This window comes from Tropicibacter sp. S64 (assembly GCF_049803835.1).
In the GTDB taxonomy this organism is placed as follows: domain Bacteria; phylum Pseudomonadota; class Alphaproteobacteria; order Rhodobacterales; family Rhodobacteraceae; genus Pacificoceanicola.
Map to the genome: position 1 here is coordinate 306,051 of NZ_JBNAGK010000002.1, position 25,738 is coordinate 331,788.

The 25,738-nt window shown below is 67.6% G+C and carries 27 protein-coding genes; 20 read left to right on the plus strand and 7 right to left on the minus strand.

Annotated features, from left to right (window positions below; translation table 11 throughout):
* Nucleotides 1-173: 173 nt before the first annotated feature.
* Nucleotides 174-1,205 carry a uroporphyrinogen decarboxylase gene (gene hemE / locus ACP159_RS04685; protein ID WP_425098475.1) on the minus strand — a complete coding sequence of 344 codons (1,032 nt, stop codon included), beginning with the start codon at nucleotides 1,203-1,205 and terminating at the stop codon, nucleotides 174-176.
* 84 nt (nucleotides 1,206-1,289) lie between these two features.
* Here hemE and hemC point away from each other — a divergent pair, with 84 nt between their 5' ends.
* Nucleotides 1,290-2,246 (plus strand): hydroxymethylbilane synthase, encoded by a 957-nt coding sequence (gene hemC / locus ACP159_RS04690; RefSeq protein ID WP_425098476.1) that lies wholly within the window; start codon nucleotides 1,290-1,292, stop codon nucleotides 2,244-2,246.
* A gap of 113 nt (nucleotides 2,247-2,359) precedes the next feature.
* Here hemC and ACP159_RS04695 read toward each other — a convergent pair whose 3' ends face one another.
* Nucleotides 2,360-2,581, minus strand: a complete 222-nt coding sequence (locus ACP159_RS04695; protein WP_425098477.1) for a sulfurtransferase TusA family protein — start codon at nucleotides 2,579-2,581, stop codon at nucleotides 2,360-2,362.
* 101 nt (nucleotides 2,582-2,682) lie between these two features.
* On the opposite strand from ACP159_RS04695, the gene ACP159_RS04700 reads away from it, so the two are divergent.
* From ACP159_RS04700 to ACP159_RS04710, 3 genes are all read left to right on the plus strand, one after another.
* Entirely contained in the window at nucleotides 2,683-3,432 is a 750-nt protein-coding gene (locus ACP159_RS04700; RefSeq protein ID WP_425098681.1) for a cytochrome c biogenesis CcdA family protein, read from the plus strand.
* Nucleotides 3,433-3,544: 112 nt separating this feature from the next.
* Nucleotides 3,545-4,789, plus strand: a complete 1,245-nt coding sequence (locus ACP159_RS04705; RefSeq protein ID WP_425098478.1) for a hypothetical protein — start codon at nucleotides 3,545-3,547, stop codon at nucleotides 4,787-4,789.
* The gene (locus tag ACP159_RS04710) at nucleotides 4,786-6,132 is read left to right on the plus strand and encodes a cytochrome P450 (RefSeq protein ID WP_425098479.1); all 1,347 of its coding nucleotides are present in this window, start codon (nucleotides 4,786-4,788) and stop codon (nucleotides 6,130-6,132) included. Before ACP159_RS04705 ends, ACP159_RS04710 begins: the two co-directional genes overlap by 4 nt.
* Here the strand turns inward: ACP159_RS04710 and ACP159_RS04715 are convergent.
* Genes ACP159_RS04715 through cobT form a run of 3 tightly spaced genes read right to left on the minus strand, consistent with a single transcriptional unit; the run spans nucleotide 6,129 to nucleotide 8,388 of the window.
* Entirely contained in the window at nucleotides 6,129-6,632 is a 504-nt protein-coding gene (locus ACP159_RS04715; protein WP_425098480.1) for a histidine phosphatase family protein, read from the minus strand. The genes ACP159_RS04710 and ACP159_RS04715 overlap by 4 nt on opposite strands.
* Complete coding sequence (locus tag ACP159_RS04720; RefSeq protein WP_425098481.1) at nucleotides 6,623-7,390, minus strand: adenosylcobinamide-GDP ribazoletransferase; 768 nt, start codon at nucleotides 7,388-7,390, stop codon at nucleotides 6,623-6,625. Before ACP159_RS04720 ends, ACP159_RS04715 begins: the two co-directional genes overlap by 10 nt.
* The gene (cobT, locus tag ACP159_RS04725; RefSeq protein WP_425098482.1) at nucleotides 7,387-8,388 is read right to left on the minus strand and encodes a nicotinate-nucleotide--dimethylbenzimidazole phosphoribosyltransferase; all 1,002 of its coding nucleotides are present in this window, start codon (nucleotides 8,386-8,388) and stop codon (nucleotides 7,387-7,389) included. The genes ACP159_RS04720 and cobT overlap by 4 nt, the downstream gene beginning before the upstream one ends.
* Before the next feature lie 122 nt (nucleotides 8,389-8,510).
* On the opposite strand from cobT, the gene alr reads away from it, so the two are divergent.
* The 8 genes from alr (at nucleotide 8,511) to ACP159_RS04765 (ending at nucleotide 15,123) form a co-directional block, all read left to right on the plus strand.
* The gene (gene alr / locus ACP159_RS04730; protein WP_425098483.1) at nucleotides 8,511-9,548 is read left to right on the plus strand and encodes an alanine racemase; all 1,038 of its coding nucleotides are present in this window, start codon (nucleotides 8,511-8,513) and stop codon (nucleotides 9,546-9,548) included.
* Nucleotides 9,545-10,327, plus strand: coding sequence for an MlaE family ABC transporter permease (locus ACP159_RS04735; RefSeq protein ID WP_425098484.1), 783 nt, complete (start codon nucleotides 9,545-9,547; stop codon nucleotides 10,325-10,327). The genes alr and ACP159_RS04735 overlap by 4 nt, the downstream gene beginning before the upstream one ends.
* A gap of 64 nt (nucleotides 10,328-10,391) precedes the next feature.
* On the plus strand, nucleotides 10,392-11,138 hold the full coding sequence (locus ACP159_RS04740) for an ABC transporter ATP-binding protein (protein WP_425098485.1): 747 nt from the start codon (nucleotides 10,392-10,394) through the stop codon (nucleotides 11,136-11,138).
* Nucleotides 11,135-11,518 (plus strand): hypothetical protein, encoded by a 384-nt coding sequence (locus ACP159_RS04745; protein ID WP_425098486.1) that lies wholly within the window; start codon nucleotides 11,135-11,137, stop codon nucleotides 11,516-11,518. Before ACP159_RS04740 ends, ACP159_RS04745 begins: the two co-directional genes overlap by 4 nt.
* Nucleotides 11,515-11,985 carry a paraquat-inducible protein A gene (locus tag ACP159_RS04750; protein WP_425098487.1) on the plus strand — a complete coding sequence of 157 codons (471 nt, stop codon included), beginning with the start codon at nucleotides 11,515-11,517 and terminating at the stop codon, nucleotides 11,983-11,985. The genes ACP159_RS04745 and ACP159_RS04750 overlap by 4 nt, the downstream gene beginning before the upstream one ends.
* Before the next feature lie 87 nt (nucleotides 11,986-12,072).
* Nucleotides 12,073-12,912 carry a DNA repair protein gene (locus tag ACP159_RS04755; protein WP_425098488.1) on the plus strand — a complete coding sequence of 280 codons (840 nt, stop codon included), beginning with the start codon at nucleotides 12,073-12,075 and terminating at the stop codon, nucleotides 12,910-12,912.
* Nucleotides 12,913-13,107: 195 nt separating this feature from the next.
* On the plus strand, nucleotides 13,108-14,472 hold the full coding sequence (gene radA, locus ACP159_RS04760; RefSeq protein ID WP_425098489.1) for a DNA repair protein RadA: 1,365 nt from the start codon (nucleotides 13,108-13,110) through the stop codon (nucleotides 14,470-14,472).
* Between the two features lie 60 nt (nucleotides 14,473-14,532).
* Entirely contained in the window at nucleotides 14,533-15,123 is a 591-nt protein-coding gene (locus ACP159_RS04765; protein ID WP_425098490.1) for a CvpA family protein, read from the plus strand.
* A gap of 43 nt (nucleotides 15,124-15,166) precedes the next feature.
* Here the strand turns inward: ACP159_RS04765 and ACP159_RS04770 are convergent, their stop codons facing one another.
* Nucleotides 15,167-16,450, minus strand: a complete 1,284-nt coding sequence (locus ACP159_RS04770; protein ID WP_425098491.1) for a methyl-accepting chemotaxis protein — start codon at nucleotides 16,448-16,450, stop codon at nucleotides 15,167-15,169.
* A gap of 232 nt (nucleotides 16,451-16,682) precedes the next feature.
* On the opposite strand from ACP159_RS04770, the gene purF reads away from it, so the two are divergent.
* The 3 genes from purF to ACP159_RS04785 all read left to right on the plus strand — a co-directional run bounded on the left by purF (nucleotide 16,683) and on the right by ACP159_RS04785 (nucleotide 19,605).
* On the plus strand, nucleotides 16,683-18,167 hold the full coding sequence (purF, locus tag ACP159_RS04775; RefSeq protein WP_425098682.1) for an amidophosphoribosyltransferase: 1,485 nt from the start codon (nucleotides 16,683-16,685) through the stop codon (nucleotides 18,165-18,167).
* Between the two features lie 171 nt (nucleotides 18,168-18,338).
* Nucleotides 18,339-18,668, plus strand: coding sequence for a hypothetical protein (locus ACP159_RS04780; RefSeq protein ID WP_425098492.1), 330 nt, complete (start codon nucleotides 18,339-18,341; stop codon nucleotides 18,666-18,668).
* 274 nt (nucleotides 18,669-18,942) lie between these two features.
* Nucleotides 18,943-19,605 carry an SDR family NAD(P)-dependent oxidoreductase gene (locus tag ACP159_RS04785; RefSeq protein ID WP_425098493.1) on the plus strand — a complete coding sequence of 221 codons (663 nt, stop codon included), beginning with the start codon at nucleotides 18,943-18,945 and terminating at the stop codon, nucleotides 19,603-19,605.
* A 9-nt stretch (nucleotides 19,606-19,614) separates the two neighbouring features.
* Here the strand turns inward: ACP159_RS04785 and ACP159_RS04790 are convergent, their stop codons facing one another.
* Entirely contained in the window at nucleotides 19,615-21,162 is a 1,548-nt protein-coding gene (locus ACP159_RS04790) for a divergent polysaccharide deacetylase family protein (protein ID WP_425098494.1), read from the minus strand.
* A 302-nt stretch (nucleotides 21,163-21,464) separates the two neighbouring features.
* Between ACP159_RS04790 and trpD the strand changes: the two genes are divergently transcribed.
* The 5 genes from trpD (at nucleotide 21,465) to glp (ending at nucleotide 25,641) form a co-directional block, all read left to right on the plus strand.
* Entirely contained in the window at nucleotides 21,465-22,484 is a 1,020-nt protein-coding gene (gene trpD, locus ACP159_RS04795) for an anthranilate phosphoribosyltransferase (RefSeq protein ID WP_425098495.1), read from the plus strand.
* A gap of 76 nt (nucleotides 22,485-22,560) precedes the next feature.
* A complete protein-coding gene (locus ACP159_RS04800; protein ID WP_425098496.1) occupies nucleotides 22,561-23,205 on the plus strand; it encodes a uracil-DNA glycosylase in 645 nt (214 codons plus the stop codon).
* Complete coding sequence (gene trpC, locus ACP159_RS04805; RefSeq protein ID WP_425098497.1) at nucleotides 23,202-24,005, plus strand: indole-3-glycerol phosphate synthase TrpC; 804 nt, start codon at nucleotides 23,202-23,204, stop codon at nucleotides 24,003-24,005. Before ACP159_RS04800 ends, trpC begins: the two co-directional genes overlap by 4 nt.
* Complete coding sequence (moaC, locus tag ACP159_RS04810; RefSeq protein ID WP_425098498.1) at nucleotides 24,002-24,478, plus strand: cyclic pyranopterin monophosphate synthase MoaC; 477 nt, start codon at nucleotides 24,002-24,004, stop codon at nucleotides 24,476-24,478. Before trpC ends, moaC begins: the two co-directional genes overlap by 4 nt.
* Nucleotides 24,475-25,641 (plus strand): gephyrin-like molybdotransferase Glp, encoded by a 1,167-nt coding sequence (gene glp, locus ACP159_RS04815; RefSeq protein WP_425098499.1) that lies wholly within the window; start codon nucleotides 24,475-24,477, stop codon nucleotides 25,639-25,641. The genes moaC and glp overlap by 4 nt, the downstream gene beginning before the upstream one ends.
* Nucleotides 25,642-25,738 lie beyond the last annotated feature (97 nt).

Sequence of the window (25,738 nt, forward strand, 5' to 3'; positions counted from 1 at the left end):
GCGCGAGAAACTCTCCGGGGGGACGCGCAGGGGTTTCGCCGCGGGTTGCGCGGCGACCGGCGGCGGCTCCTGCGGAGCCGCCGTGGGGGCGCAGCCCCCAGTCGCCTGACGGCGACGCCCCCGGAGTATTTGTGAAAGAGAAGAAACAGGGGACCGGCGCCCCTGCCCGGCCGTCAGGCCTTGCCGCGAACGGTGTCGATCATCAGTTGCACGTTCTCGGGATCGGCGTCCGGCGTGATGCCATGGCCGAGGTTGAAAATGTGCGGACCGCCGGAGAAAGCCTTCACGACGCGCCGGGTTTCGTCGACAAGGTCCTGCCCGCCGGTGACCATGTGACGACTGGCGAGGTTGCCCTGGACGCAGCCGCCGGGCTGGACGTGGTCGGCGGCCCATTCGGGGGTGACCGAATCGTCGATCGCAACGCAGTCCGCCCCGGTGGCGGCGTGGAAGCCGATGTACTTGTCCCCCGCCTGACGCGGGAAGGCGATGACCGGCAAGCCGGGGAAGCGGGACTTGAGTTCGGTGGTGATGATCTGCGCGGGCCGCGTGCAGTACCGGTCGAAGTCGTCGCCTTCCAGCGAGCCGGCCCAGCTGTCGAAGAGCTTGACCACTTCGGCGCCGGCCTTCACCTGTTCGGAGAGGTAGTCGACGGTGGCCTCGGTCAGACGGTCGATGATCGCCTCGAAAAGCGGGCGGTTCTCGGCCTTCAGCGCGTGGGCGGGGCCTTGATCGGGCGTACCGCGACCCGCGATCATGTAGGTGGCCACGGTCCAGGGCGCCCCCGCGAAACCGATGAGGGTGGTCTCATCCGGCAGGGCCTTCGAGAGATTTGCAACCGTCTGGTAGACCGGTGCGAGGGTGTCATGGATCATCTTGCCGCGGCCAAGCTTGTCGAAATCGGCCTGCGACCGGATGGTCGAGAGGCGCGGCCCCTCGCCGGTGACGAACCACAGCTCCGCGCCCAGCGCCTGCGGCAACAGCAGGATGTCAGCGAACAGGATCGCCGCATCGAAGCCGTAGCGGCGGATCGGCTGGAGGGTGACCTCGGTGGCGAGATCCGGGTTGTAGCAGAGCGACAGGAAATCCCCGGCCTCGGCCCGCGTCGCGCGGTATTCCGGCAGGTAACGCCCCGCCTGCCGCATCATCCAGATTGGCGGTGTCGGCAGCGTCTCGCCCGCAAGGGCGCGCAGGATCGTCTTGGTCATCGGGGCCTCCTCGGTCATTACTGGCGGCAATATGTCAATTCCGGCGCCATTGCCACCGGCTTTGCCGCGACATAAGAACAAGTCATGACACAGGATCTTCCCTCCGAACACGCGCCGCTTCGTATCGGCACCCGTGGCTCCCCCCTCGCCCTGGCGCAGGCGCACGAAACGCGGGCGCGGCTGATGGCGGCGCATGATCTGCCGCAGGCGGCGTTCGAAATCGTCGTCATCAAGACGACAGGCGACGACCGCGCCCTGATCGCCGCGGACCGCCCGCTGAAGGAGATCGGCAACAAGGGCCTCTTCACCAAGGAAATCGAGGAGGCGATGCTCGCCGGAGACATCGACATCGCGGTGCATTCGATGAAGGACATGCCGACGGTGCAACCCGACGGGCTGGTTCTGGATTGCTATCTGCCCCGGGAGGACACGCGGGATGCGTTCATCACGTTGTCTGGCGGCGGGTTGCGGGATCTGCCAGAAGGCGCGGTGGTCGGGACATCCTCGCTCCGGCGGCGGGCGCAGCTGCTGGCGCGCAGGCCAGACCTCAAGGTCGTCGAATTCCGGGGAAATGTTCAGACCCGGCTGAAGAAACTCGGGGACGGCGTGGCGCAGGCCACCTTCCTCGCCATGGCCGGGTTGAACCGGATGGCCATGGACGATGTCCCGAAATCGCCCATCGACCCGGACGACATGCTGCCCGCGGTGGCGCAGGGCGCCATCGGGATCGAGCGCCGGTCGGACGATGGCCGCGTGGCTTTGATGCTGGCGGCGATCCATGACGGCGACACCGCGCTTCGGCTGGCGGCGGAGCGGTCCTTCCTCGCGGCGCTGGACGGCTCCTGCGAGACGCCGATTGCCGCCCTGGCGGAGCTGGACGGCGCGATGCTGCGGCTGCGCGGCGAAATCCTGCGCCCGGACGGGTCAGCGGCCTTTGCCGGCGAGATCACGGGACCGGCGACGGACGGCCCGCAGATGGGCCATGAGCTGGCGAACCGGCTGCTGACGCAGGCGGGACCGGGGTTCTTCGACTGGACGTGATTGCCCGGACCGGGCGAAGATTTTGCCGGGATAAAATCTTGTTTTCGGGGGCTTTGCCCCCGGACCCCCAGGTATTTCAGGACCAGAGAAGCCAGGGGGCACCGCGCTGACTCTCAGCCCTTCCTTATCCGCCAGACCATGGTTGCACCCACTTCGCGCTGATCCAGCAGCGTGTGCCCGGCCTCTGCGCAGAAGTGCGGCATGTCGATGATAGCCGCGGGATCGTCCGTCAGCACCCGCAGAACATCGCCGCTCGCCAACGCCTGAAGCCGCTTGCGGGCCTTCAGGACGGGCAGCGGGCACAGCAGACCGATGGCGTCGAGTTCGTGTTCCATGCCCGCGCAGATAGACCCGCGCGCGCCAAAGGAAAAGCCCCAACGCACATGTGACCGTTTGATGCCGTGACGGAGGCCGCGCAATCGCCTATGCCATGGCCATGTTCGGAATCGAGATCATGGATGCCTCGCTCCTGCCGGCCGCCGTCGTGGCGCTGCTGGCCGGGCTCATTTCGTTCCTCTCGCCCTGCGTGCTGCCGGTGGTGCCGCCCTATCTCGCCTATATGTCCGGCGTGTCGATGAGCGACATGAACAGCGACGGTGCCCGGGGCAAGGCGCTGCTCGCGGCGCTGTTCTTCGTCCTTGGCCTCTCCACGGTCTTCCTGCTGCTCGGCTTTGCCGCCTCCGCCGCCGGGACCGCGCTGCTGCAATACCAGGGCTGGTTCAATACCGCCGCCGGGGTGATCGTGATGATCTTCGGCGCGCATTTCGTCGGGGTCTACCGGATCGGATTCCTCGACCGGGAGGCGCGGCTCGATGCCGGGGACCGGGGCGGCAGCGCCTTTGGTGCCTATATCCTCGGTCTGGCCTTTGCCTTCGGCTGGACGCCCTGCATCGGCCCGCAACTGGGCGCGATCCTGTCGCTGGCGGCCTCGGAGGCGTCCCTGTCGCGGGGCACCCTTCTCCTTGGCGTCTACGCGGCGGGGCTGGGCATTCCCTTCCTGCTGGTCGCGGCCTTCCTGCCGCGCCTGACCGGGGCGATGGCCTGGATGAAGCGGCACATGGAACAGATCGAGCGGGCCATGGGATTGCTGCTCTGGACCATCGGCCTCCTGATGCTGACCGGGGGCTTTTCCGCTCTGTCGTTCTGGCTGCTGGACACCTTCCCGGCGCTGGGAGCGCTCGGATAAACCGTCGCGCTGAGCGGGGCACAGCCCCGCCCTACAGCCGCCGCGCCAAACCAAAGCCTTACTCTTGCCGGAAAACGCGTCTAGCCTGCCGCGAGGCAGAAAGGCGCGGGGCATGGGCGCGGAGCAGGCACAGACAGGACAGGCGCAGGAGGTCCGCCACCGCCGGGTGTTCTACATCCCCGGCTACGATCCGATTCATCCCCGCCGCTACCGCGAACTCTATCGCAAGGAAGCCGCGGAGCAGGCGCGGATTTCCGGCTATGACCTGACCCTCACGCCCGCGCCGAAAGGCGCCAACTACGGCTGGCACGCGACAGGCCGGATGGACGGGCTGGAGACGCAGGCGGATGTCGCGGTGCTCGTCTGGTCCGACATCGTGCGCGGCAGCATGGACAGCTCGATCCCCGCCACCTACGCCCAGCTGTTCCGTACGGCGGCGGAATACATCGGCTCCGGCGCACTCTGGCGGCTGATGCGCCTGCGCAAGGGGCCGGTGATCGCGGCGCTCTACCCTATCGGGATGCTGCTCCTGCAACTGATGATCGCGCTGCTTCTGGCATGGGGCGTCTTTGCCCTGAGCCGGTCTCTGCCGCCGGTCGGCGGCATCACCCCGGTGCTGGGCGCGGCGCTCGGTGTGGTGCTCGGCGGGCTGCTGCTGCGCTGGTTCAAGAAGAAGGACGGCAGGATCTTTGCCTATTACCTCATGCACGACTACGCCTATTCGGCGCAGCACAAGGGTGCGAACCCGCCGGAGCTGGAGGCGCGCATCACCACCTTCACCGACACCATCGCCGAGGCCCTGCGTACGGACACCGACGAGGTGCTTGTCGTCGGCCATTCCTCCGGGGCGCATCTCGCGGTGTCGATCCTCGCCGACCTGATCCGGTCCGGACGGGTTCCGGAGACCGGACCGACCCTGGCCTTCCTCAGCCTCGGGCAGGTGGTCCCGATGGTCTCCTTCCTGCGCAACGCGCACCGGCTGCGCGCCGATCTCGCCTACCTCTCCGCCCGCGATGAGCTCACCTGGGTCGACGTCACCGCCCCCGGAGATGGCTGCGCCTTCGCGCTCTGCGATCCGGTCAGCGTCTCCGGCGTCGCGCCAGCGGACAAACGCTGGCCGCTCGTCTTCTCCGCGCAATTCACCAGATCGCTCAGCCCGGAGCGCTGGAAAGCCCTGCGCTGGCGCTTCTTCCGGCTACACTTCCAGTACCTCTGCGCTTTCGACGCGCCGCTCGACTACGACTATTTCCGCATCACCGCCGGGCCGATCACTCTCGCCACGCGCTACGCCGGCCGGCCGGCCTCTGCGAGCCGCATCGACCGCGCTGTCTCGAAATTCACGAGCACCGCGCCATGATCCCGCCGAAACCCGACGCGCGGCCGGATCGCGTCTCCCTCTGGCGCTATGTCAAACTCTTCCGCAAGGATATCCTCAGTGCCCAGCCTGCGCGGCTCTACCGCGCCTGGATGGCGGAATTCCGGACGCCGTTCTTCCGCAGTTTCCTGATCAACCAACCGGACCTGGTGAAGACCGTGCTGAAGGATCGCCCGCTCGATTTCCCCAAGTCGGCCCGCATCTCGGAGGGGCTGCGCCCGCTGCTCGGCAACTCCGTCTTCCTGACCAATGGCGCGGAATGGCAGCGCCAGCGCCGCATCATCGACCCGGCATTCGAGGGCGGACGGCTGCGCGAAACCTGGCCCGCGATGTGGAAGGCCGCTGAGGCCGCCCGCCTGCGGCTCCTCGCCCGCAGCGGCGAGACCGTCGAAATCGAGGCGGAGACCTCCCATGCCGCCGCCGATGTGATCTTCCGCTCGCTGTTCTCGCTCCCCATCGAGGACGCCACGGCGCAGGCTGTCTTCCAGGAGTTCCGCACCTACCAGCGCAGCCAGCCGATCCTGAACCTCGCCGCCTTTGTCCCGCTGCCGCGCCTGTTTCCGCGGTTCTTTCGCAAGGACACCCGCGCCACCGCGCAGCGCATCCGGGCGCTGATCACGAAGATGACCGAAGAGCGGCAGAGGCAGATCGCAGCGGGCACCGCGCCCGACGATCTGGCTACGAAGATTATGACCACGGCGGACCCGCAGACGGGCGAGACCTTCAGCGCCCCGGAAATGGTCGATCAGGTGGCGATCTTCTTCCTCGCCGGGCATGAGACCTCCGCCTCCGCGCTGGCCTGGGCGCTCTACCTGCTCGCCACGCATCCGGCGTGGCAGGACCGCGTCGCCGAAGAAGCGCAGGCGTTGACCGGGGATTTCTCCGATGTCTCGAAACTCAAGGTCAGCCGCGATGTCTTCCGCGAGGCGCTGCGCCTCTATCCGCCCGTGCCGATGATGGTGCGCGAGGCCGCCTGCCCGGAACAATTCCGCAACCGCTCCCTGCCGAAGGGTGCGCAGGTGGTGCTCTCCCCCTGGCACCTGCATCGGCACGAAAGGTTGTGGGACAACCCCGACGGCTTTGATCCCGCGCGATGGCAGACGGAGAACGGCAAGACCTGCGGACGCGAGGCCTATATCCCCTTCTCCGCCGGGGCGCGGGTCTGCACCGGGGCGGGATTCGCCATGGTCGAGGGGCCGCTGCTGCTGGCGCTGCTCCTGCGCGACCTCAAGGTGACGGCCCTGCCGGACCGGGTTCCGGTGCCGGAGGCGCATCTGACGGTGCGCAGCCGGGACGGTATCTGGCTGCGGATCGAACGGCGCTAAAGCGTCACCATCCCGCCGAACGGCAGACGGGCATCCCAACCGGCGGGATCGCCGCGCAGAACAAAGGCGGCCTTGATGCAGCCCATGTGGGTGACGATCAGCGTGCCGTCCTGCGCGGCGTCCAGCCCCGCCGCCACGCGGGCACGCAGCGCCGAGACGCTCTCGCCGCCATGCCCGTCAAAGCCGTGGAAATCCCCGGCCCATTGGTCAAGCTCCGCGCGGGGGATCGCGTCCCACGGCGTCCCCTCCCAGCGTCCGAAGTCCATCTCCCGCCAGTGCTCCGACACGGCAACCCCGAGTGACAGGTGCCCCCCGATCCGCTCCGCCAGTGTCCGGCAGCGCTGCAAGGGCGAGGTCACGATGCCGGACACCTCCGGCAGACGCTCAAGAACCCCCTGCAGGTCCTGCTCGAACGCCACCGCCAGCGGCAGGTCGCTCACGCCATAGCACAGCCCCTCCGCCCCCTCGGGCCGGGTGTGCCGCAGCAGGGTCAGAGCCAAATCGACACGGCCAGCAGGGCCCCGGCCTCGGCGATCTGCTGGGTCCCGCCCAGGCAATCGCCCGTGTAGCCGCCGAGCTTGCGCAGGTAGATCAGCCGGAACGCCTGCCCGCAGAGGGTGGCACCGACGAAGACCAGCAGCGCGGAGACAAGGCCGATGGCAAAGGCAAGACCGATCAGCACCGCCACCGACCAGGCCAGCGCCACGCGATAGCCCTCCGGCGTCACCGTCGGCACGGTGAACTTCGCGCCGTGTTCGCGGGCGTAATCGGTAGTCGCGATCACATGCACGACCGCCATGCGGCTGATGGCATGGCCCGCGATCAGCAAGGCCCCGGCGGTCACCTCCGGCAGCGTCATCAGCATCGCCGCCTTCAGCGCCAGCGTCATGCCCAGCGTCACCGCGCCATAAGTGCCGATGCGGGAATCGCGCATGATGGAGAGCGCCTTGTCCCGCGTCAGCCCGCCGCCAAGCCCGTCCGCCGCATCCGCCAGCCCGTCCTCGTGGAAGGCGCCGGTGACCAGGATCGTCGCCGCCATGGAGAGCAGCACCGCCACCGGCTGCGGCACCACGGTCCCGCCGATCCACAGCACCGCGGCGCCGATCACCCCGACACACAGCCCCACCGCCGGGTAATACTTCGTCGCCCGCACCAGCAGGTCGTCGGAAAATTCGAGATCGCGCGGCACCGGGATGCGGGTCAGGAACTGCACCGCCAGCAGGAACAGCGTCGTCTCCAGCGGTCGCTCGTATTTCATTCCGCCTCCGACACGCCCGCTTCCGCAAAGGAGGCCATCTCGTTCAGCATCGCAACCGACGCCTTGACCAGGGGCCAGGCCAGCGCCGCGCCGGTCCCCTCGCCGAGCCGCATATCAAGCTGCAACAGTGGCTTCGCGGCGAGCGTGTCGAGCACCACCCGGTGCCCCGGCTCGCCGGACAGGTGACAGAAGATCATCGCCTCACGCGCCGCAGGCTCGATCCGCGCCGCCGCCAGCGCGGCAACGGACGCGATGTAGCCGTCCACCAGAACCATGCGCCGGGCTGCCGCCGCGCCGAGCATGGCGCCGGCCATCATGGCGATCTCGAAGCCGCCGAACTCAGCCAGCGCCTGCACCGGGCCGAGCACCCCGGGCACGCGTTTGCTCGCCTTGGTCAGCGTCTCGTGCTTGCGGATCAGCCCGTCGTCGTCCAGCCCCGCACCGCGTCCGACCAACGCGGTCAGCGACGCTTCCGTCAGCCGATGCGCGACCAGAGCCGCGGCGGAGGTGTTGCCAATCCCCATCTCGCCGAAGGCGCAGGCCTGCCAGTCGCCCTCCGCGCCGATCGCGCGGCCGATGGCAATGGCCTTCTCGCAGGTGGCGCGGCTCATCGCCGGACCGATCACGCTGTTTCCGGTGCCCTCGCCCAGCGGCTCGTCGCGCACCTGCGGGATGTCGAAACGCCCGCCGACCACCCCGGCATTGACCACCGCGAGGTCGAGGCCCCCGACGCGGGAAAAGACGTTCGCAGCCGCACCGCCCCGGGCGAAGTTCAGCACCATCTGGCGCGTCACCTCCACCGGATAGGCGGAAACCCCCGACCGGGCGATGCCATGGTCGCCGGCAAAGATCACCAGCCGCGCCCGCTCCATCACCGGATCGAGCCGCTGCTGCAGCCGCGCGGCCTTGGCCGCCACGATCTCGATCTGCCCCAAGGCCCCGAGGGGCTTGGTTTTTCCGTCTATCTTTGCCTGCAAGGCCTGGTCAAACTCGGTCATGCCCCAAGCAGTAGCGCCCGGGACCGCGGCCCACAAGGCGCGATGATGAAGGGGACGTCCCGCTCCCCATGCGGCGCATTTCCCCCTTGACGCGACAGCGGCGCATGCCAAACACGGGTTCCATGGCACAAGCACGTCTTTCGATCGATCTCGGCGCCCTCTGCGCCAACTGGAACGCCCTCGCGGGCAGGACCGACGCCGAGGCCGGCGCTGTGGTCAAGGCCAATGCCTACGGGCTCGGCGTGGACCGCGTCGCCCCGGCTTTGGCCGCCGCAGGTGCGCGCCGGTTCTTCGTCGCCGTTGCCGAGGAAGGCGCCCACCTGCGCCGCATCCTGGGCCCCGGACCGGAGATCAACGTGTTTTCCGGACATATGGACGGGGATGCGGAAATGATCGGCGGCGCGAAACTGACGCCGATGATCAACTCCATCGACCAGATGCTGCGCCACGTCGAAAGCCTGCCGGGCCACCCCTTCGGCATCCAGCTCGACAGCGGCATGAACCGGCTCGGCATGGAGCCCGCAGAGTGGAGCGCCCTGCGCGACATCGCGCTGGCGCAGAGCCCGACGCTTCTGATGAGCCATCTTGCCTGCGCCGACGAGCCGGATCACCCGATGAATGCGCACCAGTTGCAGGCGTTCCGCGCCATGACCGACGGCATCGACGTGCCGCGCAGCTTCTCGGCCACCGGCGGCATCCTGCTTGGCCGCGACTATCACTTCGACGTGGTCCGCCCAGGCATCGGCCTCTACGGCGGCCTGCCCTTCGTCGATGCCCGCCCGGTGGTGACCCTGACGATCCCCGTGATCCAGCTGCGCGAGGTAGAGCCGGGCGAGACCGTCGGCTACGGCAACACGTTTGTCGCGCCCCGGCCCATGCGCGTCGCGACCATTGCCGGGGGCTATGCCGACGGCATCCTGCGCGCCATCGGGCCGGAGGGTTACCTCTGGGCCGGAGAGCAGCGCTGCAAGATCCTCGGGCGTGTGTCCATGGACCTGATCGGCGTCGATGTCACGGCGCTGGACTTCGAGCCGGAGGCGCTGGAGCTGCTGGGCCTGAACCAGTCCGTCGACACCCTCGCCGACTGGGCCGGGACCATCGGCTACGAGGTGCTGACCTCGCTCGGCCTGCGCTACACCCGCGAGTACACCGGCGCATGATCCTTCTGGCACCCCTCGGTGCGCTCGGACGGACCGCGCTCGACTTCCTCTCGGCCATCGGCCGTGTCACGCTCTTCGCGCTGGCAACCCTGCGCCACATGCTCACGCCGCCCTTCTACGGACGCGAACTGGCCTATGCGCTGCTGAACATCGGCTGGCTGTCGCTGCCGGTGGTGGGCCTGACCGCCATCTTCACCGGCGCCGCGCTGGCGCTTCAGATCTACGCCGGCGGTGCCCGTTTCAACGCCGAAGCCGTGGTGCCGCAGATCGTCGCCATCGGCATGGTGCGCGAGCTTGGCCCCGTGCTGGTCGGCCTCATGATCGCGGCGCGGGTGACGTCCAGCATTGCCGCCGAGATCGCCACCATGAAGGTGACCGAGCAGATCGACGCGCTGGTCACCCTCTCGACTCACCCGATGAAATACCTCGCCGCTCCGCGCGTGCTCGCCGCGCTTCTGGTCGTGCCTTGCCTCGTCGCCGTCGGCGATGTCATCGGCATCTTCGGCGGCTATGCCGTCGCCACCGGCTCGCTCGGTTTCAACGCCGCCGCCTACATCAAGAACACCGTCGATTTCCTCGAACCGCTCGACATCATCTCGTCCCTGGTCAAGGGCTGCGCTTTCGGCGGCATCGCGGCGCTCATGGGCTGCTATTACGGCATGAACTCGGGGCGCGGTGCCCAAGGCGTGGGCCGCGCGACCAAAGGCTCGGTCGAGGCCGCCGCCGTGTTGATCCTCGCCGCCAACTTCCTGCTGACGGGGGTGTTCTTCTCGCTATGACTTGCCGCCTGTCCCCGAAATCTTCGAAAGATTTCGTTCCGTTTTCCTTCGAGGAAAACGGCGCATGATCGAACTGAGAGACGTCCACAAGACCTTCGGCACCAACGCCGTTCTGAAAGGGGTGAACCTCACCATCCCCAAGGGCACCTCCATGGTCATCATCGGCGGCTCCGGGACGGGCAAATCCGTCCTTCTGAAATCCGTCCTCGGCCTCGTGACCCCCGATTCAGGCCTCATCACCCTCGACGGCAACGACGTGACCAAGGGTGACCGCGATGCCTTCCTCGCCCGCTTCGGGATGCTGTTCCAGGGCGGTGCGCTCTTCGATTCCCTCACCGTCTGGCAGAACGTCGCCTTCCGCCTGTTGCGCGGCTCGCTGAAGCGCCCGAAGAACGAAGCGCGGGAAATCGCCATCGAGAAGCTCCGCCGCGTCGGCCTCAAGCCGGACGTGGCGGACCGTTTCCCGGCGGAACTCTCGGGAGGCATGCAAAAGCGCGTCGGCCTTGCCCGCGCCATCGCCGCCGAGCCGGAGATCATTTTCTTCGACGAGCCGACAACCGGCCTCGATCCGATCATGTCCGGTGTCATCAACGACCTGATCCGCGAGATCGTCGTGGAAATGGGCGCGACCGCCATGACCATCACCCATGACATGACCTCCGTCCGGGCCATCGCGGACAACGTGGCGATGCTGCACGGCGGAGTAATCCAGTGGACCGGGCCGGTCAGCCGGATGGACGCCTCCGGCGATCCCTACCTCGACCAGTTCATCGCGGGCCGCGCCGAGGGACCGATCGAGGCCGTGCGATGAATTTCCTGCAACCGGACCCGGTGTTGCTCTGGTTCCTGTTCTTCAAGGCATTCATCTACCTCGAAGTCCTTGCCGTCCTCGCCCTGATCCGCGTCCTGCGCGATCCCGGCCCTGCCCGCTGGCCCGCGCTCGCCGCGCTGGTCCTCGCGCTGGCCGGACTGGCGGTGATCTTCGCCCCGGCGGCGGGGTTGAACAGCGGCCCGCTCTACCTCCGCGCCGACGGGCTCATGCGCCACGGCGGCGGCCTCACCGCGCTGCTCTTCCCGTCGGCGTTCTTCGTCCTGTCGGGCTTCCTCAAGACGTCCCGGAAACGCTGGCTCGATGCCGCCCACACGCTGCTGCTCCTGACCCTTCTCGGCTTCGCCTGGTATGCGTCATGATCCGCTGGCTGAACCTCGCGCTGCTGATCGCCTACCCCGTCGCCTGGTTCGCGCCGCTGCTGCGTGCCGGGCTGCTGCCGCTGTTCGGCCTGAGCGAGATTTCCGTGATCTCCGGCCTGCAAAGCCTTTGGGGCACGGATATCTTCCTCGCCCTCCTCGTGACCGTCTTCGCCCTCTTCGCGCCGATGCTGAAGACGCTGGGGCTCGCACTGGTGCAGTTTCACCTGCTCGACCGCCGCGCCCTGCCCGCGATCAACCTGCTGGGCAAGTTCGCCATGGCCGACATCTTCCTCGTCGCGCTCTACATCACCCTTTCCAAGGGTATCGGCGTTGGCCGGATCGAGACCGCCTGGGGTCTCTACCTCTTCACCGCCTGCATCCTAACGTCCATCCTGCTCGGCGCACTGGAGAGCAAGAAACCCGATGCAAGCCCGGAAATCCCGGATTTGGAAACAGACCGTTCCTGAATAAAGTCCTTTGTGTTAATAGGCCATCGGCATAAACTTGCCGATGTTCGCCGTTTCTTTGATGGATTTTAGGGGCTTGGGTCAAAAATGGTCTTGCACATCCGCGCCGCCGCCGAGTTGATTCGCATGGCCTTGCAGCGGATCGCCTTCGTCGCGATTGCCTGCGCCGCGCTCGGCCTGCTTGCCTATACCGGGGCCTCGGCCCTTGGTCATGCGCCCTGGCTGTCGCTCAGTCTGGCCTTCGGCGACGTCACTTATCCCGAGGCCGGGATTTACGTGCAGTCGGGCATCACCGCCCTCGCCGTGCTGCTGTGTTTCTTCCTGCCTGCGAATGCCCGGATGATGGCGCTGGAAACCTCGCACCGCAAATTCCACATGAACCAGAAGGACGTCGCCCGCGCCTATTCCCTCGCGCACACGGCAGACCGCACCGGCGTGTTCCAGATGAAGGGCGAGTTCGATTCGATCCGCGAGCGCATCGCCTTCCTGCGCGACCATCCCGATCTGGCCGAGCTGCAACCCTCGATTCTCGAACTCGCCGCACAGATGAGCCATGTCAGCGCCGAACTCGCCGACACCTACTCCGACCGCAACCTCGCCCGGGCCCGGGATTTCCTGATCGCCCGGCAGCAGGAGATCGACCTCTTCAACGAGCGAATCGAGGCCGCCAAGGGCCTGGCCGTGGAAATCCGCCGCTGGACCGAACAGGTCGAACTGGAGGAGAGCGTCGCCAAGGCGCAGCTGGAGCGGCTGCGCGACGAATTGCACGGACTTCTGCCGGAAATCGCCAGGACCCCGCCGGTCCGCCAGCGCATGATCCGCCCGGTCCCGGACTTCTACGACGACGAGGACAGTGGCGAGACGGTGGTGCAGACGATGCTAGGAGAAGTCGGCGTTGCCCTTTGGGAGAAGCGCGCGGCCGAGTGATCAGCAGGCACTCCTCGCCCCGGGCGTGCGCGGACACCGCCCGGGTCCTCTGCTTGATCCGAAACTTTACGGCGTGAGATCCCGGGTCAGGCCCGGGATCGCCGGATGCCCCCCGCCCCTTCCGAACCTGCCCCATTGGCCCCGCCCCGCGTTTGCGCCATAACCGCCGGACCCCTGCCCAAGTCCGGAGCCGTCATGGCCAAACCGTCTCTCACCTTCGTCTGCCAATCCTGCGGCGCGGCCTTTTCCAAGTGGTCCGGGCGCTGCGAGGGCTGCGGCGAGTGGAACACCATCGTCGAGGAAAAACCGCTGTCCGAAGGCCCCGGCAAGCAGAGCCTCGCCGCCCGGGGCCGCACCATTCCCCTCACCGACCTCGCCACGCAGGAGGCGCCACCGCCGCGCACCGCGTCCGGCCTTGACGAACTTGACCGCGTTCTCGGCGGCGGCCTCGTGCCGGCCAGCGCCGTGCTGGTCGGCGGCGATCCGGGCATCGGCAAGTCGACCCTGCTGCTGCAGGCCGCCGCGGCCTTTGCCAAGGCCGGGCTGAAAGTGCTCTACATCTCCGGCGAGGAAGCCAGTGCACAGGTGCGGCTCCGGGCGCAGCGCCTCGGCCTTGCGCAGGCCAGCGTCAAGCTCGCGGCGGAGACCAGCCTGCGCGACATCCTCACGACGCTCGACGTGGAGCGCCCGGACCTCGCCATCGTCGATTCGATCCAGACCATGTGGTCCGATACCGTCGGCAGCGCCCCCGGCTCCGTCTCCCAGGTCCGCGCCGCCGCCCATGAGCTGACCTCTTTCGCCAAGAAACGCGGCAGCGCCGTGATCATGGTCGGTCATGTGACCAAGGACGGCCAGATCGCCGGGCCGCGCGTGGTCGAGCACATGGTCGATACCGTGCTCTACTTCGAGGGCGAGCGCGGCCATCAGTTCCGCATCCTCCGCAGCGTCAAGAACCGCTTTGGCCCGGCTGACGAGATCGGCGTGTTCGAGATGACCGGATCGGGGCTGGCGCAGGTGCTCAACCCGTCGGCTTTGTTCCTCTCCGAACGCGGCACGCCCGCCCCCGGCTCCGTCGTCTTTTCAGGGATCGAGGGCACGCGGCCCGTGCTGGTCGAACTGCAAGCCCTCGTCGCGCCCTCGCCGCACAGCCAGCCCCGGCGCAGCGTGGTGGGCTGGGATGGCGGGCGGCTCGCGATGATTCTCGCGGTGCTCGAATCGCGCTGCGGCATCCCTTTCGCGGGCCTCGATGTCTATCTGAACGTCGCGGGCGGCATGAAGATCAGCGAACCCGCCGCCGATCTCGCCGTCGCCGCCGCGCTGCTTTCCGCCCGCGAAGACGCCGCATTGCCCGCCGAGACGGTGGTTTTCGGGGAAATCAGCCTCTCCGGCGCCCTGCGACCGGTGGGCCAGACCGAAAACAGGTTGAAAGAAGCGCAAAAACTTGGTTTCTCCACGGCGATCCTGCCCAAAGGCGGCAAGGCGGCTTCGAACAAGGCGATGACACTCACCCGCATGGGCGATCTCGCCGCCTTTGTCGGAGAGGTTTTCGGCGCCGGATGACCCGGGCCGGGACGTCATGAGACGAACGACAGAAGAACGACCAGAGGACGGGCACAGAGCATGGAAGGTTTCACGATCATCGACGGCGCCGTCGCCGTCATCATCGTCCTGTCGGCGCTGCTGGCCTATTCGCGGGGCCTCGTGCGCGAGATCATGGCCATCGCGGGCTGGATCGTCGCGGCCATCCTCGCCGCCATGTTCGCGCCCCAGGTGCAGCCGCTGGTCAAGGAAATCCCGGTGATCGGCGAGTTCCTCTCGGACAGCTGCGAGCTGTCGATCATCGCCGCCTTCGCCGGGGTGTTCACCGTGGCGCTGCTGGTCACCTCGTTCTTCACACCGCTGTTCTCCTCGCTGATCCAGCGCTCCGCTCTCGGTGGCCTCGATCAGGCGCTCGGCTTCTTCTTCGGTGTCGCGCGCGGCGTCTTGCTCGTGGCCATCGGATTTTTCGTCTACGAGACCGTGATCACCGCGCAGGACATTCCGATGATCGACGATTCGCGTTCGGCGGCGGTGTTCTCGCGCTTCACCACGCGCGTCGAGGAACAGAACCCGGAACAGGCGCTCGGCTGGATCACCGGGCAGTACGAACAACTTGTCGGCGTCTGCGCAGCCCCGGGAACCGAGGCCACGACGCCGGGCAGCGACGCCTGATCCGGCGCATAGCGACGGTCAGCGGAGCGGGACGGCGCGAAGCCTATCCCGCTTTTTTCTTGCCCGGCGATGCGGTGCCCGACGTGCCGGTGAAGGGGCCGACCATGGCGCGGATGCTCTTCGTAACCTCCTCCAGCCGCTTCGCCGCCTCCTGCGACAACGCGGTCTGGTTCTCCGTGCGGTCCGCCGAGGCGGCAAGGTTGGTGACCAGGTCTGCAATCGCCGCCTGCGCGCTGCCCAGCCCCTCGCCCTGACGCTCCGTGATCCCGGTAACCCCGGCGATGCGTTTCGACACGGTATCGAGGCTCTGCGCCAGTTCCTTCAGTCGCTTGTCGCCCCGGTCGACGCAGTAGACCACTTCCTTGACCCGGTCAGACATGCCGGCGATGCGGGTGGCGATCTCCCGCGAGGCCTCCGCCGCCTGGTTCGCGAGGCCCCGGATCTCCGCCGCGACCACGGCAAACCCCGCCCCGGCCGAGCCTGCGCGCGCCGCTTCGATCCCGGCGTTGAGCGCCAGAAGCGACGTCTGGAAGGACACGCTGTCGATCAGGCGGTTGACCTCGATCATGGCCTCTGCCTGGTCGTGCATCGACAGCGCCGCCGTGTTGGCCTTGCGCATTTCGACCGTGCCTTCCTGTGCGAGGCCGCTGCTGGTGCTGACCAGTTGCAGGTTGTCGCGGATCTCACCGGCAATCTCCGTCAGCGCCCCGTCGGCCGCCAGCATCGACTCGCGGGCGTTCTTGCAGTACTCCGCCTGCGCCCGCACGTCCCTGGCCAACCCGTCGTTGCGCAGGATCTGCTCGCGGGCGTCGTCGTTGAGGTAGGCCAGCGTCGTCAGCGTCCGCTTGAACGCCGTCTCCAGCGCCGTCATGGCCATGTTGAAGGACTCGCCCATGCCCTCGAACCCTTCGACGTCCGGCAGGGCGATCCGGGTGTCGAGCCGCCCCTGCCCGAGCGCCTCCAGCGCCTTGCAGACCCTGTCGTTCAGGACCTTGCGCTCGGTCATGTCGCGGGAAATCTGCATGAAGCGCGTGACTTTGCCGTCGTGACCGTGCACTGGCGCCACCGTCGCGGAGAGCCAGCGCATCTCGCCCGATTTGGTGCGCAGGTGCAATTCGCCGAAGAACGTGTTGTCCCCGTCGAGCGACTCCCACCAGGGCGGATTGGCGGCGTGCCCCGCCTCGTTCGCACAAAGCAGGCTGCGATCCTGCCCCTGAAGTTCCTCGAGCGTATAGCCCGACAGAGCCAGGAACCGTTTGTTGGCCCAGTTTATCCGGCCTTCCGGGCTGAATTCGACACGGCACATGGTCGTGTCGATCATCTTCATGATCGCCCCAAAGTTTTGCGGGCCTTCCTGAATCTCTCTCTTACGGCGAAACATCACACCCTCACTTCTCACCTCACGACCTTGCGTAGATGAAAAACCTTTCAGAGGGCTTGGGTTTTCTTAATGGATTTCCCACAAAATGTTATCGTTTCGTGACACCCGCCGTCTCAGGGAGTATGTGGGGGCCATCTCGCACAGTCAGGATTCGGAGCGCCTCTTGTCCGACCGCTTTATGCCACCCGCCCATCCGTTCGATTTCGACTACGCCGCCGACGAGATGTCGGGCGACACGCTGCACGAGGAATGCGGCGTTTTCGGCGTTGTCGGGGTCACCGATGCGGCGAATTTCGTCGCCCTCGGCCTGCACGCCCTGCAGCACCGGGGCCAGGAAGCCGGGGGGATCGTCTGCCACCATCCCGACCACGGCTTCAACTCCGCCCGCCGTTTCGGCTATGTCCGCGACAATTTCACCAAGCAATCGCTGATGGAAACGCTGCCGGGGCCGATCGCCATCGGCCATGTGCGCTATTCTACCGCAGGCTCCAAGGGCCAGACCGCGATCCGCGATGTGCAGCCGTTTTTCGGCGAATTTTCCATGGGTGGCGCGGCGATTGCCCATAACGGCAACATCACCAACGCCGATGCCTTGAGGAAGGAGCTGATCGAACGCGGCTCGATCTTCCAGTCCTCCTCCGATTCGGAGTGCATCATCCACCTGATGGCCCGTTCGCTGCAGCGCAACATCCCGGAGCGCATGGAAGATGCGCTGCGCCGGGTCGAAGGGGCCTTCTCCGTGGTTGCCATGACCCGGACCAAGCTGATCGGTGTGCGCGATCCGCTGGGCGTGCGCCCGCTGGTGCTGGGCAAGATCGGCGACGGCTGGGTGCTCTCGTCGGAGACCTGCGCGCTCGACATCATCGGCGCGGAGTTCGTGCGCGAGATCGAGCCGGGCGAGATGGTCGTCATCTCCGAAAAGCACGGCATCGAATCGACGCGCCCCTTCCGCCCGCGTCCCTCGCGGTTCTGCATCTTCGAACATGTCTACTTCTCCCGCCCCGACAGCATCATCGGCGGCCGCTCGGTCTACGAGACCCGCCGCCAGATCGGCGTGGAACTGGCCCGCGAGGCGCCGGTGGAGGCGGACCTCGTCTGTCCGGTACCGGACAGCGGCACCCCGGCGGCCATCGGTTTTGCCCATGAAAGCGGTATTCCCTACGGCATGGGCATCGTGCGCAACCAGTACATGGGCCGCACCTTCATCGAGCCGACGGAGCAGATCCGCAACATGGGCGTGCGCCTGAAGCTCAACGTCAATCGGGCGCTGATCCAGGGCAAGAAAGTCATCCTAGTGGACGATTCCGTGGTGCGCGGCACGACGTCGCGGAAGATCAAGGAGATGATCCTCGACGCGGGTGCCGCCGAAGTGCACTTCCGCATCGCCTCTCCGCCCACCGCCTGGCCCTGCTTCTACGGCGTCGACACGCCCCAGCGCGAGAAACTGCTGGCGGCGACCATGTCGGAGGACGAGATGCGCGAGCATCTCGGTGTCGATTCGCTGAAGTTCATTTCGCTCGATGGCCTCTACCGCGCCGTAGGCGAGGCCGAGGGCCGCAAGGCTTCCTGCCCACAGTATTGCGACGCCTGCTTCTCCGGAGAATACCCCGTGGAACCGGCGGACATGATCCAGAAGGGCTTCCAGATGAAGGCGGCGGAGTAACCATTCGTTAACCTCTCCCGCGGAAATCCGCTTGCGGGACAGGCAAACAGGCAAAGGGGCGCCGAGCATTCGGGGCCCCTCTTTCGCATCTGCAGCGTGAGCGGTATCAGCCGCCCGCCCGCCCCGGAGATCCCGGCGCGGCGGGCGTATGAGACAATTTCGAGTAATCAGATGCTGACCAGATCCCTCCGCCCCAAGGCGCGGCCCGAAACCTTTGTTGTCCAGGCCAAGGCCAAGACAGACCCCGCCGTCACCTCCGAAGGCGACACCCCTGCAAAGGTGCAGGACATCGCCACAACCGAGGCCACCCTGCCCGGTTCCGAGCCCATGGTGCTCGGCGTCTTCGGCAAGGAAAACGCGCCGCACGCGCTCATTCGCCTGCCGAACGGCAAGGTGACCGAAGTTCAGGTCGGCAGCCGGATCGGCGCGCAGCAGGTGATCGCCGTGGCCGCGGACGCCATCGTGCTGTCGAACTCGAAGCGGCTGCGGATGCCGGGGTGACCGCCCTTACGGGCGGGCAAAATTTTGCCGGGACAAAATTTTCCTCGGGGGTCGTCCTTGGTTGCGCCATTGGTCCGGGCGACCAATGGACGACGCCCCGTCCCTTCCGGGCTTCGCCCGTTCGACCCTCAAACTCTCCACTGGAGAGTTTGCCGCGTTGCGGACCGGGCCTCCCCCCCCGAGGGTATTTGGGGACCAGAGAAGACGGGATGGCGGCCGAACCCGCGACGTGGGGCCGCTTGACCTCGGGCCTGTTCCGCCGCAAAGGAAGGCCATGACCAGACTTGCTCTCATCACCGGCGCCTCGCGCGGCCTTGGCTTTGCCCTCGCGGAGGGGCTGGCCCCCGATTACCACATCATCGCCGTGGCCCGCACCGTGGGCGGCCTCGAGGACCTGGACGACCGGATCAAGGCGAAGGGCGGCGAGGCGACGCTGGCGCCGATGGACATCTGCAACCGCGATGCCATGGCGCACCTGTGCCGCTCGGTCTTCGACCGCTGGGGGCCGGGGACGGACGAGGACGGGACCGTGGCGCTCTGGGCGCATACGGCGATCCATGCCGCGCCGTTGACCCCGGCGCATCACCTCGATCCGAAGGACTGGCAGAAGTCGCTGTCCACCAACGTGGATGCGATGGCCCACATGATCCCCTTCGTCGCGCCCCTTCTGGGCACCCGGGGGCAGGCGCTGTTCTTCGACGACCCGCACGGCGGCGAGAAGTTCTTCGGTCATTACGGCACCACCAAGGCCGCGCAGATGGCTCTGGTGCGCAGCTGGCAGGCGGAGACGGCTCAAATCGGGCCGAAAGTGCATGTACTCGCGCCGCGCCCGCTGGCCACGGCCACCCGCGCCCGGTTCTATCCCGGCGAAGACCGCGCGGGGCTGGCGCGTCCGGCCGAAGAGGCGGCGCGGTTGCTGGCGGGCCTCACGCTCTGAGACCGGCGCTTACAGCGCCGCCGCCTCTTCCAGCACCCGCGACACCGGGACCAGCGCCACGGTCGATGCTCGGTCCTGCAGGCCCCAGAGCACCAGTGCCGAGATCGTGTCGGCGCGAAGCCGTCCCAACATGACCACTGCCCCCTCCTGCGCCGCCCGGAAGGCGGCCTGGTCGAGGGTGCGGCGGATCGCCCGGGCGTCTTGCCCTTCCGCGTCGAAATCCCGGAACAGCGTCGCCGAGGGCACCCCGGCCTTCAACGCCAGTTGCTGCGCGGTGTTCAGCCCCTTTGGCATCATCACGATGCCATGGCCGGTCTCGGCAAGGTACGCTGTGACCTGGTTGGAGATCTCGCGGCTGCTCTGCACGCCGCCCGCCGGGTCCTCGACCACGCCAATGGCACCCGGGATCGAGTCGAGGGTGCCCGCCATGATGACTTCCACATCCGAGGCGGAGGCGCCTTCCGGCACGTCGGCCATGGCCATGACCTCGAAGCCGTGGTCGCGGTAAGCCTGCGCCGTGGCGACGGCGTCCGGATGGCCGGGGGCGATGGCGAAGGTCAGCGGGAAGGGAAAGCCGTCCAGGGCCTCCGGGCCGAGCGGGCCGGAGCCGTCGTCGATCAGCACGAAGGCCATGCGCGGCAGATCGTCCGGCGCGGCCGCCACCTTGGCCGCATACCGCACCAGAGGGCTGTCCGAGGATATTGCAGGAGCTGCGGCCACGGCTGCGGCAGGCGCGTCTCCGATGCTCGGCAGGCGGCCCTGCGGCACCGCCGGCTCGCGGCGCATCAGGCCGGCCGGGGCGGCCTCTGCCTCGTCCGTGACGGCGACGTCGTCCGCGGGCTGTGCCTCGGGCGTGACTGTTTCCGCAGGCGCAGCGTCCTCGGCCGGCTCCGCACCGGAGGTGACGGTCTCCGGGACCGCCGGCGGCGCGGCGGGCTCGGTGGAGACCTGCGGCCCGGCATCCGGTTCCGGCGTTTCGGGCGCCGTCATCGCCTCCGCGGTCTGGACCGGCTCGGCCTCGGCGACGGTCACCGCGGCGGCGCTGTCCTCCGGTGTCGTGATCTGCGGCGCCCCTGGCGCTGCGCCGACAACCGGGGCGGCGGGCGGCTCTGCATCGGTCTGCGGCGTTCCGGGGGTGTCGGGTTCGGCTGGCGCGGAGGCTACTTCGGTCGGCACGTCCACGCCGCTGTCGGCGTTCGGCACCTGCGCCGGGGCACCCTGCCCGGACTCCGGCGTCGTCGCGGCCACCGGCGCATCGCCGACCGCATCCGCCGGATCGGGCGCGGCCTCGGCCTGCGCCTCCGGAGGCGTGTCCGGCGCGGTCGCGGGCAAGGGTTCGGGGGCCGCAGCGCCCTGTGCCGCTGTTTCCGTCGCATCCGTGTCCGGCATGTCCGCCGCCGTTTCCATCGGCTCCGGGTCGGACAACATCGCCGCATCCAACCCGACCTCCGGCTGCACACTCCGGTCCGGCGATCCCAGCATGAGCGACATCGCCCCTGCTCCCACACCGGCAACCACCGTGCCCCAGATCGCGCCCAAAACAAATCCGCGTGCCATGTTCTGCCCTCTGCCTGTCTGCCGCGCCTGCCCCGTGTTGCCACGGAGGCCTCCGGCGCCCTGCCTGTTGCAGCCCGATCAGCCCCGCCGGTCTTGACGCCACCGGGCCTGCCTGCGCATGTATACCGCGACCCGGCCCCGCGCCGCCACCCCCGAGAGAGAGGCAGTCCGCCCGTGCGCCAGAACTGTGTCAGGTTTTCCGCTGTTTGCCGGTCCGGTGGGCCGGATCAGGGCGGAAATCCGCGCACATCCCGCGCCACGCGGCACCCAGGACGTCCCGCAGACAGGACCCGGACCCCGGCATGAGCAACGACATCAAACCCCTGATCGGCGCTGCTGCCGACCGTCCCCTGACCCGTGCGGAGGCCGAGACCGCCTTCACCATCCTGTTCGAGGGCGAGGCCACCCCGGCGCAGATCGGCGGCCTCCTGATGGCCCTCAGGACCCGCGGCGAGACGGTGGACGAATATGCCGCCGCCGCCGCCGTGATGCGCGCCAAATGCCACAAGGTCGCCGCGCCCGCCGGGGCCATGGACATCGTCGGCACCGGCGGCGACGGCAAGGGCACGCTGAACATCTCCACCGCCACGGCCTTTGTCGTGGCCGGTGCGGGGGTGCCGGTGGCCAAACACGGCAACCGCAACCTGTCGTCGAAATCCGGCGCGGCGGATGCGCTGGGGCAGATGGGGATCAACGTGATGGTCGGCCCGAAGGTGGTCGAAAAGGCGCTGGCCGAGGTCGGCATCTGCTTCATGATGGCCCCGATGCACCACCCCGCCATGGCCCATGTCGGACCGGTCCGGACGGAGCTTGCCACGCGCACGATCTTCAACATCCTCGGACCGCTGACCAACCCCGCGGGGGTCAAGCGCCAGCTGACCGGGGCCTTCACCCGCGCACTGATCCGGCCCATGGCCGAAGTCCTTGCCCAACTCGGCAGCGAACGCGCCTGGCTGGTGCACGGCTCGGACGGCACCGACGAGCTGTCGATTGCCGGGGTCAGCTGGATCGCGGCGCTGGAAGAGGACGGCAGCATCCGCGAAGTGGAAGTGCATCCGGAGGACGCGGGCCTGCCGCAGCATCCGTTCGAGGCAATCCTCGGAGGCACGCCGGAGGAGAATGGCAAGGCCTTCCGGGCGCTGCTGGACGGGCAAGACGGCGCCTATCGCGACGCGGTGCTGCTCAATGCCGCCGCCGCACTGACGATCGCGGGCAAGGCAGACGACCTCAGGGCAGGCGTCGAGATGGCGAAGCAGAGCATCGACAGCGGCGCCGCGCTCGGCAAGGTGCAAGCCCTGGCCAAAGCCTCGCAGGCCGCATGAGGCTTGAGACAAATGTATTCGAAGACAGTTGCATGATCCGTCGACGGATCTTGCCCTTGACGCCCGCGAGCCGCCCGTGATCCCCGCGGCATGGGCTGACCTGCCCTTCTTCACGCGCCACTGGCCGGCGCTCAGCGCAAGGATCGCCGCCGACACCCGCGTGATCCTGCCACCCGAGCCGCAGCGCTTCGCTGCGCTGGAGGCCTGCCCGCCGGATCAGGTCAAGGTCGTCATCCTCGGACAAGACCCCTATCCCACACCCGGCCACGCCCACGGCCTCGCCTTCTCGGTGGAGCCGGACGTGCGCCCGCTGCCGCGCTCGCTGAGCAACATCTACAAGGAGATGCAGGCCGATCTAGGCGCGATCCCGCCAGATGGCGACCTGCGGTTCTGGGCCAGACAGGGCGTGCTCCTCCTGAACACCTGCCTCACCGTGCCTGCGGGAGAAGCCAATGCCCATGCCAAATTCGGCTGGAAACACCTGACAACGGACGTCCTGCAAAGGCTGTCGGACGCTCCACGCGCCTTCCTTCTCTGGGGCAAACCTGCGCAGTCCTTCGATCCGCACATCACCGGCCCGGATCACCTGATCCTCAAGACCGCCCACCCCTCGCCACTCTCCGCCTCGCGCGGGTTTTTCGGCTCCCGCCCCTTTTCCAAGGTCAACGACTGGCTTAAAGCCAGAGGAGAGGCGCCCATCAACTGGACGGAACCGACATGACCACGACCATCCTGGACAAGATCAAGGCCTACAAGCTGGAGGAAGTCGCCGCCGACAAGGCGTCGAAGCCCTACGCCGACGTCGAGGCCGAGGCAAAGGCAGCCCTGCCCGTCCGCCCCTTCGGCGCGGCGCTCTTCGAGGCGGCGGCCCATGGCTACGGCCTGATCTCCGAGGTCAAGAAGGCGTCCCCCTCTAAGGGCCTCATCCGCGCCGACTTCGAACCGGCGAAGCTGGCGAAGGCCTACGAGGACGGCGGCGCGACCTGTCTTTCCGTGCTGACCGACACACCCTCGTTTCAGGGCGCGAAAGACTACCTTGTGCAGGCCCGCGCCGCGACGCAGATGCCCGCGTTGCGCAAGGACTTCATGTATGACGTCTATCAGGTGGCCGAGGCCCGGGCGCTGAATGCCGATTGCATCCTCATCATCATGGCTTCTGTCTCGGACGCGCAGGCGCAGGAACTGGAAGATGCCGCCCATCAATGGGGCATGGACGCGCTGATCGAGGTGCATGACGGCGCGGAACTGGATCGCGCCCTGATGCTCAAGTCCCGGCTCATCGGTGTAAACAACCGCAATCTCAAGACCTTCGAGACCACGCTTGAGACAACACGCGACCTCTCGAAGCGCGTCCCGCCGGACCGCTTCCTGATCTCCGAATCCGGCCTCAACACGCCGCAAGACCTCGCGGACATGGCCGCGCATGGCGCCCGCGCCTTCCTCATCGGCGAGAGCTTGATGCGCAAGGACGACGTGACCGCCGCAACCCGGGCGCTGCTCAAGGACCCGGTGCCCGCATGAGCGACCTCACCCATTTCGACGCTTCCGGCAATGCCCATATGGTCGATGTCTCGGACAAGGCCGTCACCGCCCGCATCGCCACCGCCGCAGGTTGGGTCCGCATGGCCCCCGAAACCTTTGCACTCATCACCGAAGGCAAGGCCAAGAAAGGTGACGTCATCGGCGTCGCCCGCCTCGCCGGGATCATGGGGGCAAAGAAGACGCCGGAGCTGATCCCCCTGTGCCACCCCTTGCCGATCACCAAGGTGACGGTGGACCTTGTGCCCGACCCGGCCCTCCCCGGCCTCCGCATCGAAGCCACCGTCAAGACCACCGGCCAGACCGGCGTCGAGATGGAGGCGCTCACCGCCGTCTCCACCGCCGCGCTGACCGTCTATGACATGGTCAAGGCCGTGGACAAGGCGATGGAAATCGGCGGCATCCACGTCACGCTGAAAGACGGCGGCAAATCCGGGCGGTACGAGGCGGAATGATCACCGTATCCGAAGCCCTGGACCGCCTCTTTGCACTGGCGCAGCCGTTGGACACAGAAGAGGTGCCGCTCCTGAAAGCCGCTGGGCGGACACTTGCCCGCGATGTGCACAGCACCCGGGACCAACCGCCCTTCCCGGCCTCCGCCATGGACGGCTACGCGGTGACGCGGGCCAATGCGTGCGATACGCTCACCGTCATCGGGGAAAGCGCCGCCGGGCATCGTTTCGACGGTGCGGTGGCCGATGGGCAGGCCGTGCGCATCTTCACCGGCGCGCCGGTGCCGCCCGGGGCCACGCGCGTGGTCATTCAGGAGGATGTCACCCGGACCGGCGAGACGATCACGATCGGCGACCGTCTCGACGAGGGCGACAACATCCGACCCGCCGGCAACGATTTCCGGAAAGGCATGACCCTCGCCGCCCCGCGCGTGCTCACGCCTGGCGACATCGCGCTTCTCGCCTCCATGAACATCGCCCGCGTGCCGGTCACCCGCAGGCCCGTCGTCGCGCTGATCTCCACCGGGGACGAACTCGTCATGCCCGGTGAGGAACCGGGCCCGGACCAGATCATCGCCTCCAACACCTTCGGCCTGCACGCGCTGCTGACCCAGCTTGGCGCGGAGCCGCGCCTGCTGCCCATCGCCCGCGACAACGCCGCCTCGCTCAAGACCATCCTCGGGCTGGTCGATGACGCCGATCTCGTCATCACCATCGGCGGGGCCTCCGTCGGGGACCATGATCTCGTCGCGCCGGTCGCCGCCGAGCTTGGCATGGAGCAAAGCTTCCACAAGGTCGCCATGCGCCCCGGCAAGCCCTTGATGTCCGGCCGTCTCGGCAATGCCATGATGATCGGCCTGCCCGGCAATCCGGTCTCCGCCATGGTCTGCGGCCATGTCTTCGTCGCCCCGGTGATCCGCGCCATGCTCGGTCAGGGCGCCGCGCCGCAGCCGCGCAGGAGCGCCGTTCTCGCAAGCCCGCTCCCCGAAAACGGCCCCCGCGAGCATTACCTGCGCGCCACGCTTGGACCCGAGGGCATCACTGCCTTCGAACGGCAGGATTCCGCCCTCCTGAGCGTGCTCAGCGCCGCCAATGCGCTGATCGTCCGCCCCGTACGGGACCCGGCGCGGGACAAAGGCGAGACCGTCGACTACATCCCCATCTGACACAAACCCGGCCAGCACATGGCAATGTTTCGTTAACCAAGGTGACCGGATAATTGCCGTGTCGCCCCCGCAGGCCCGTGACTTGTCCACAGGCAAC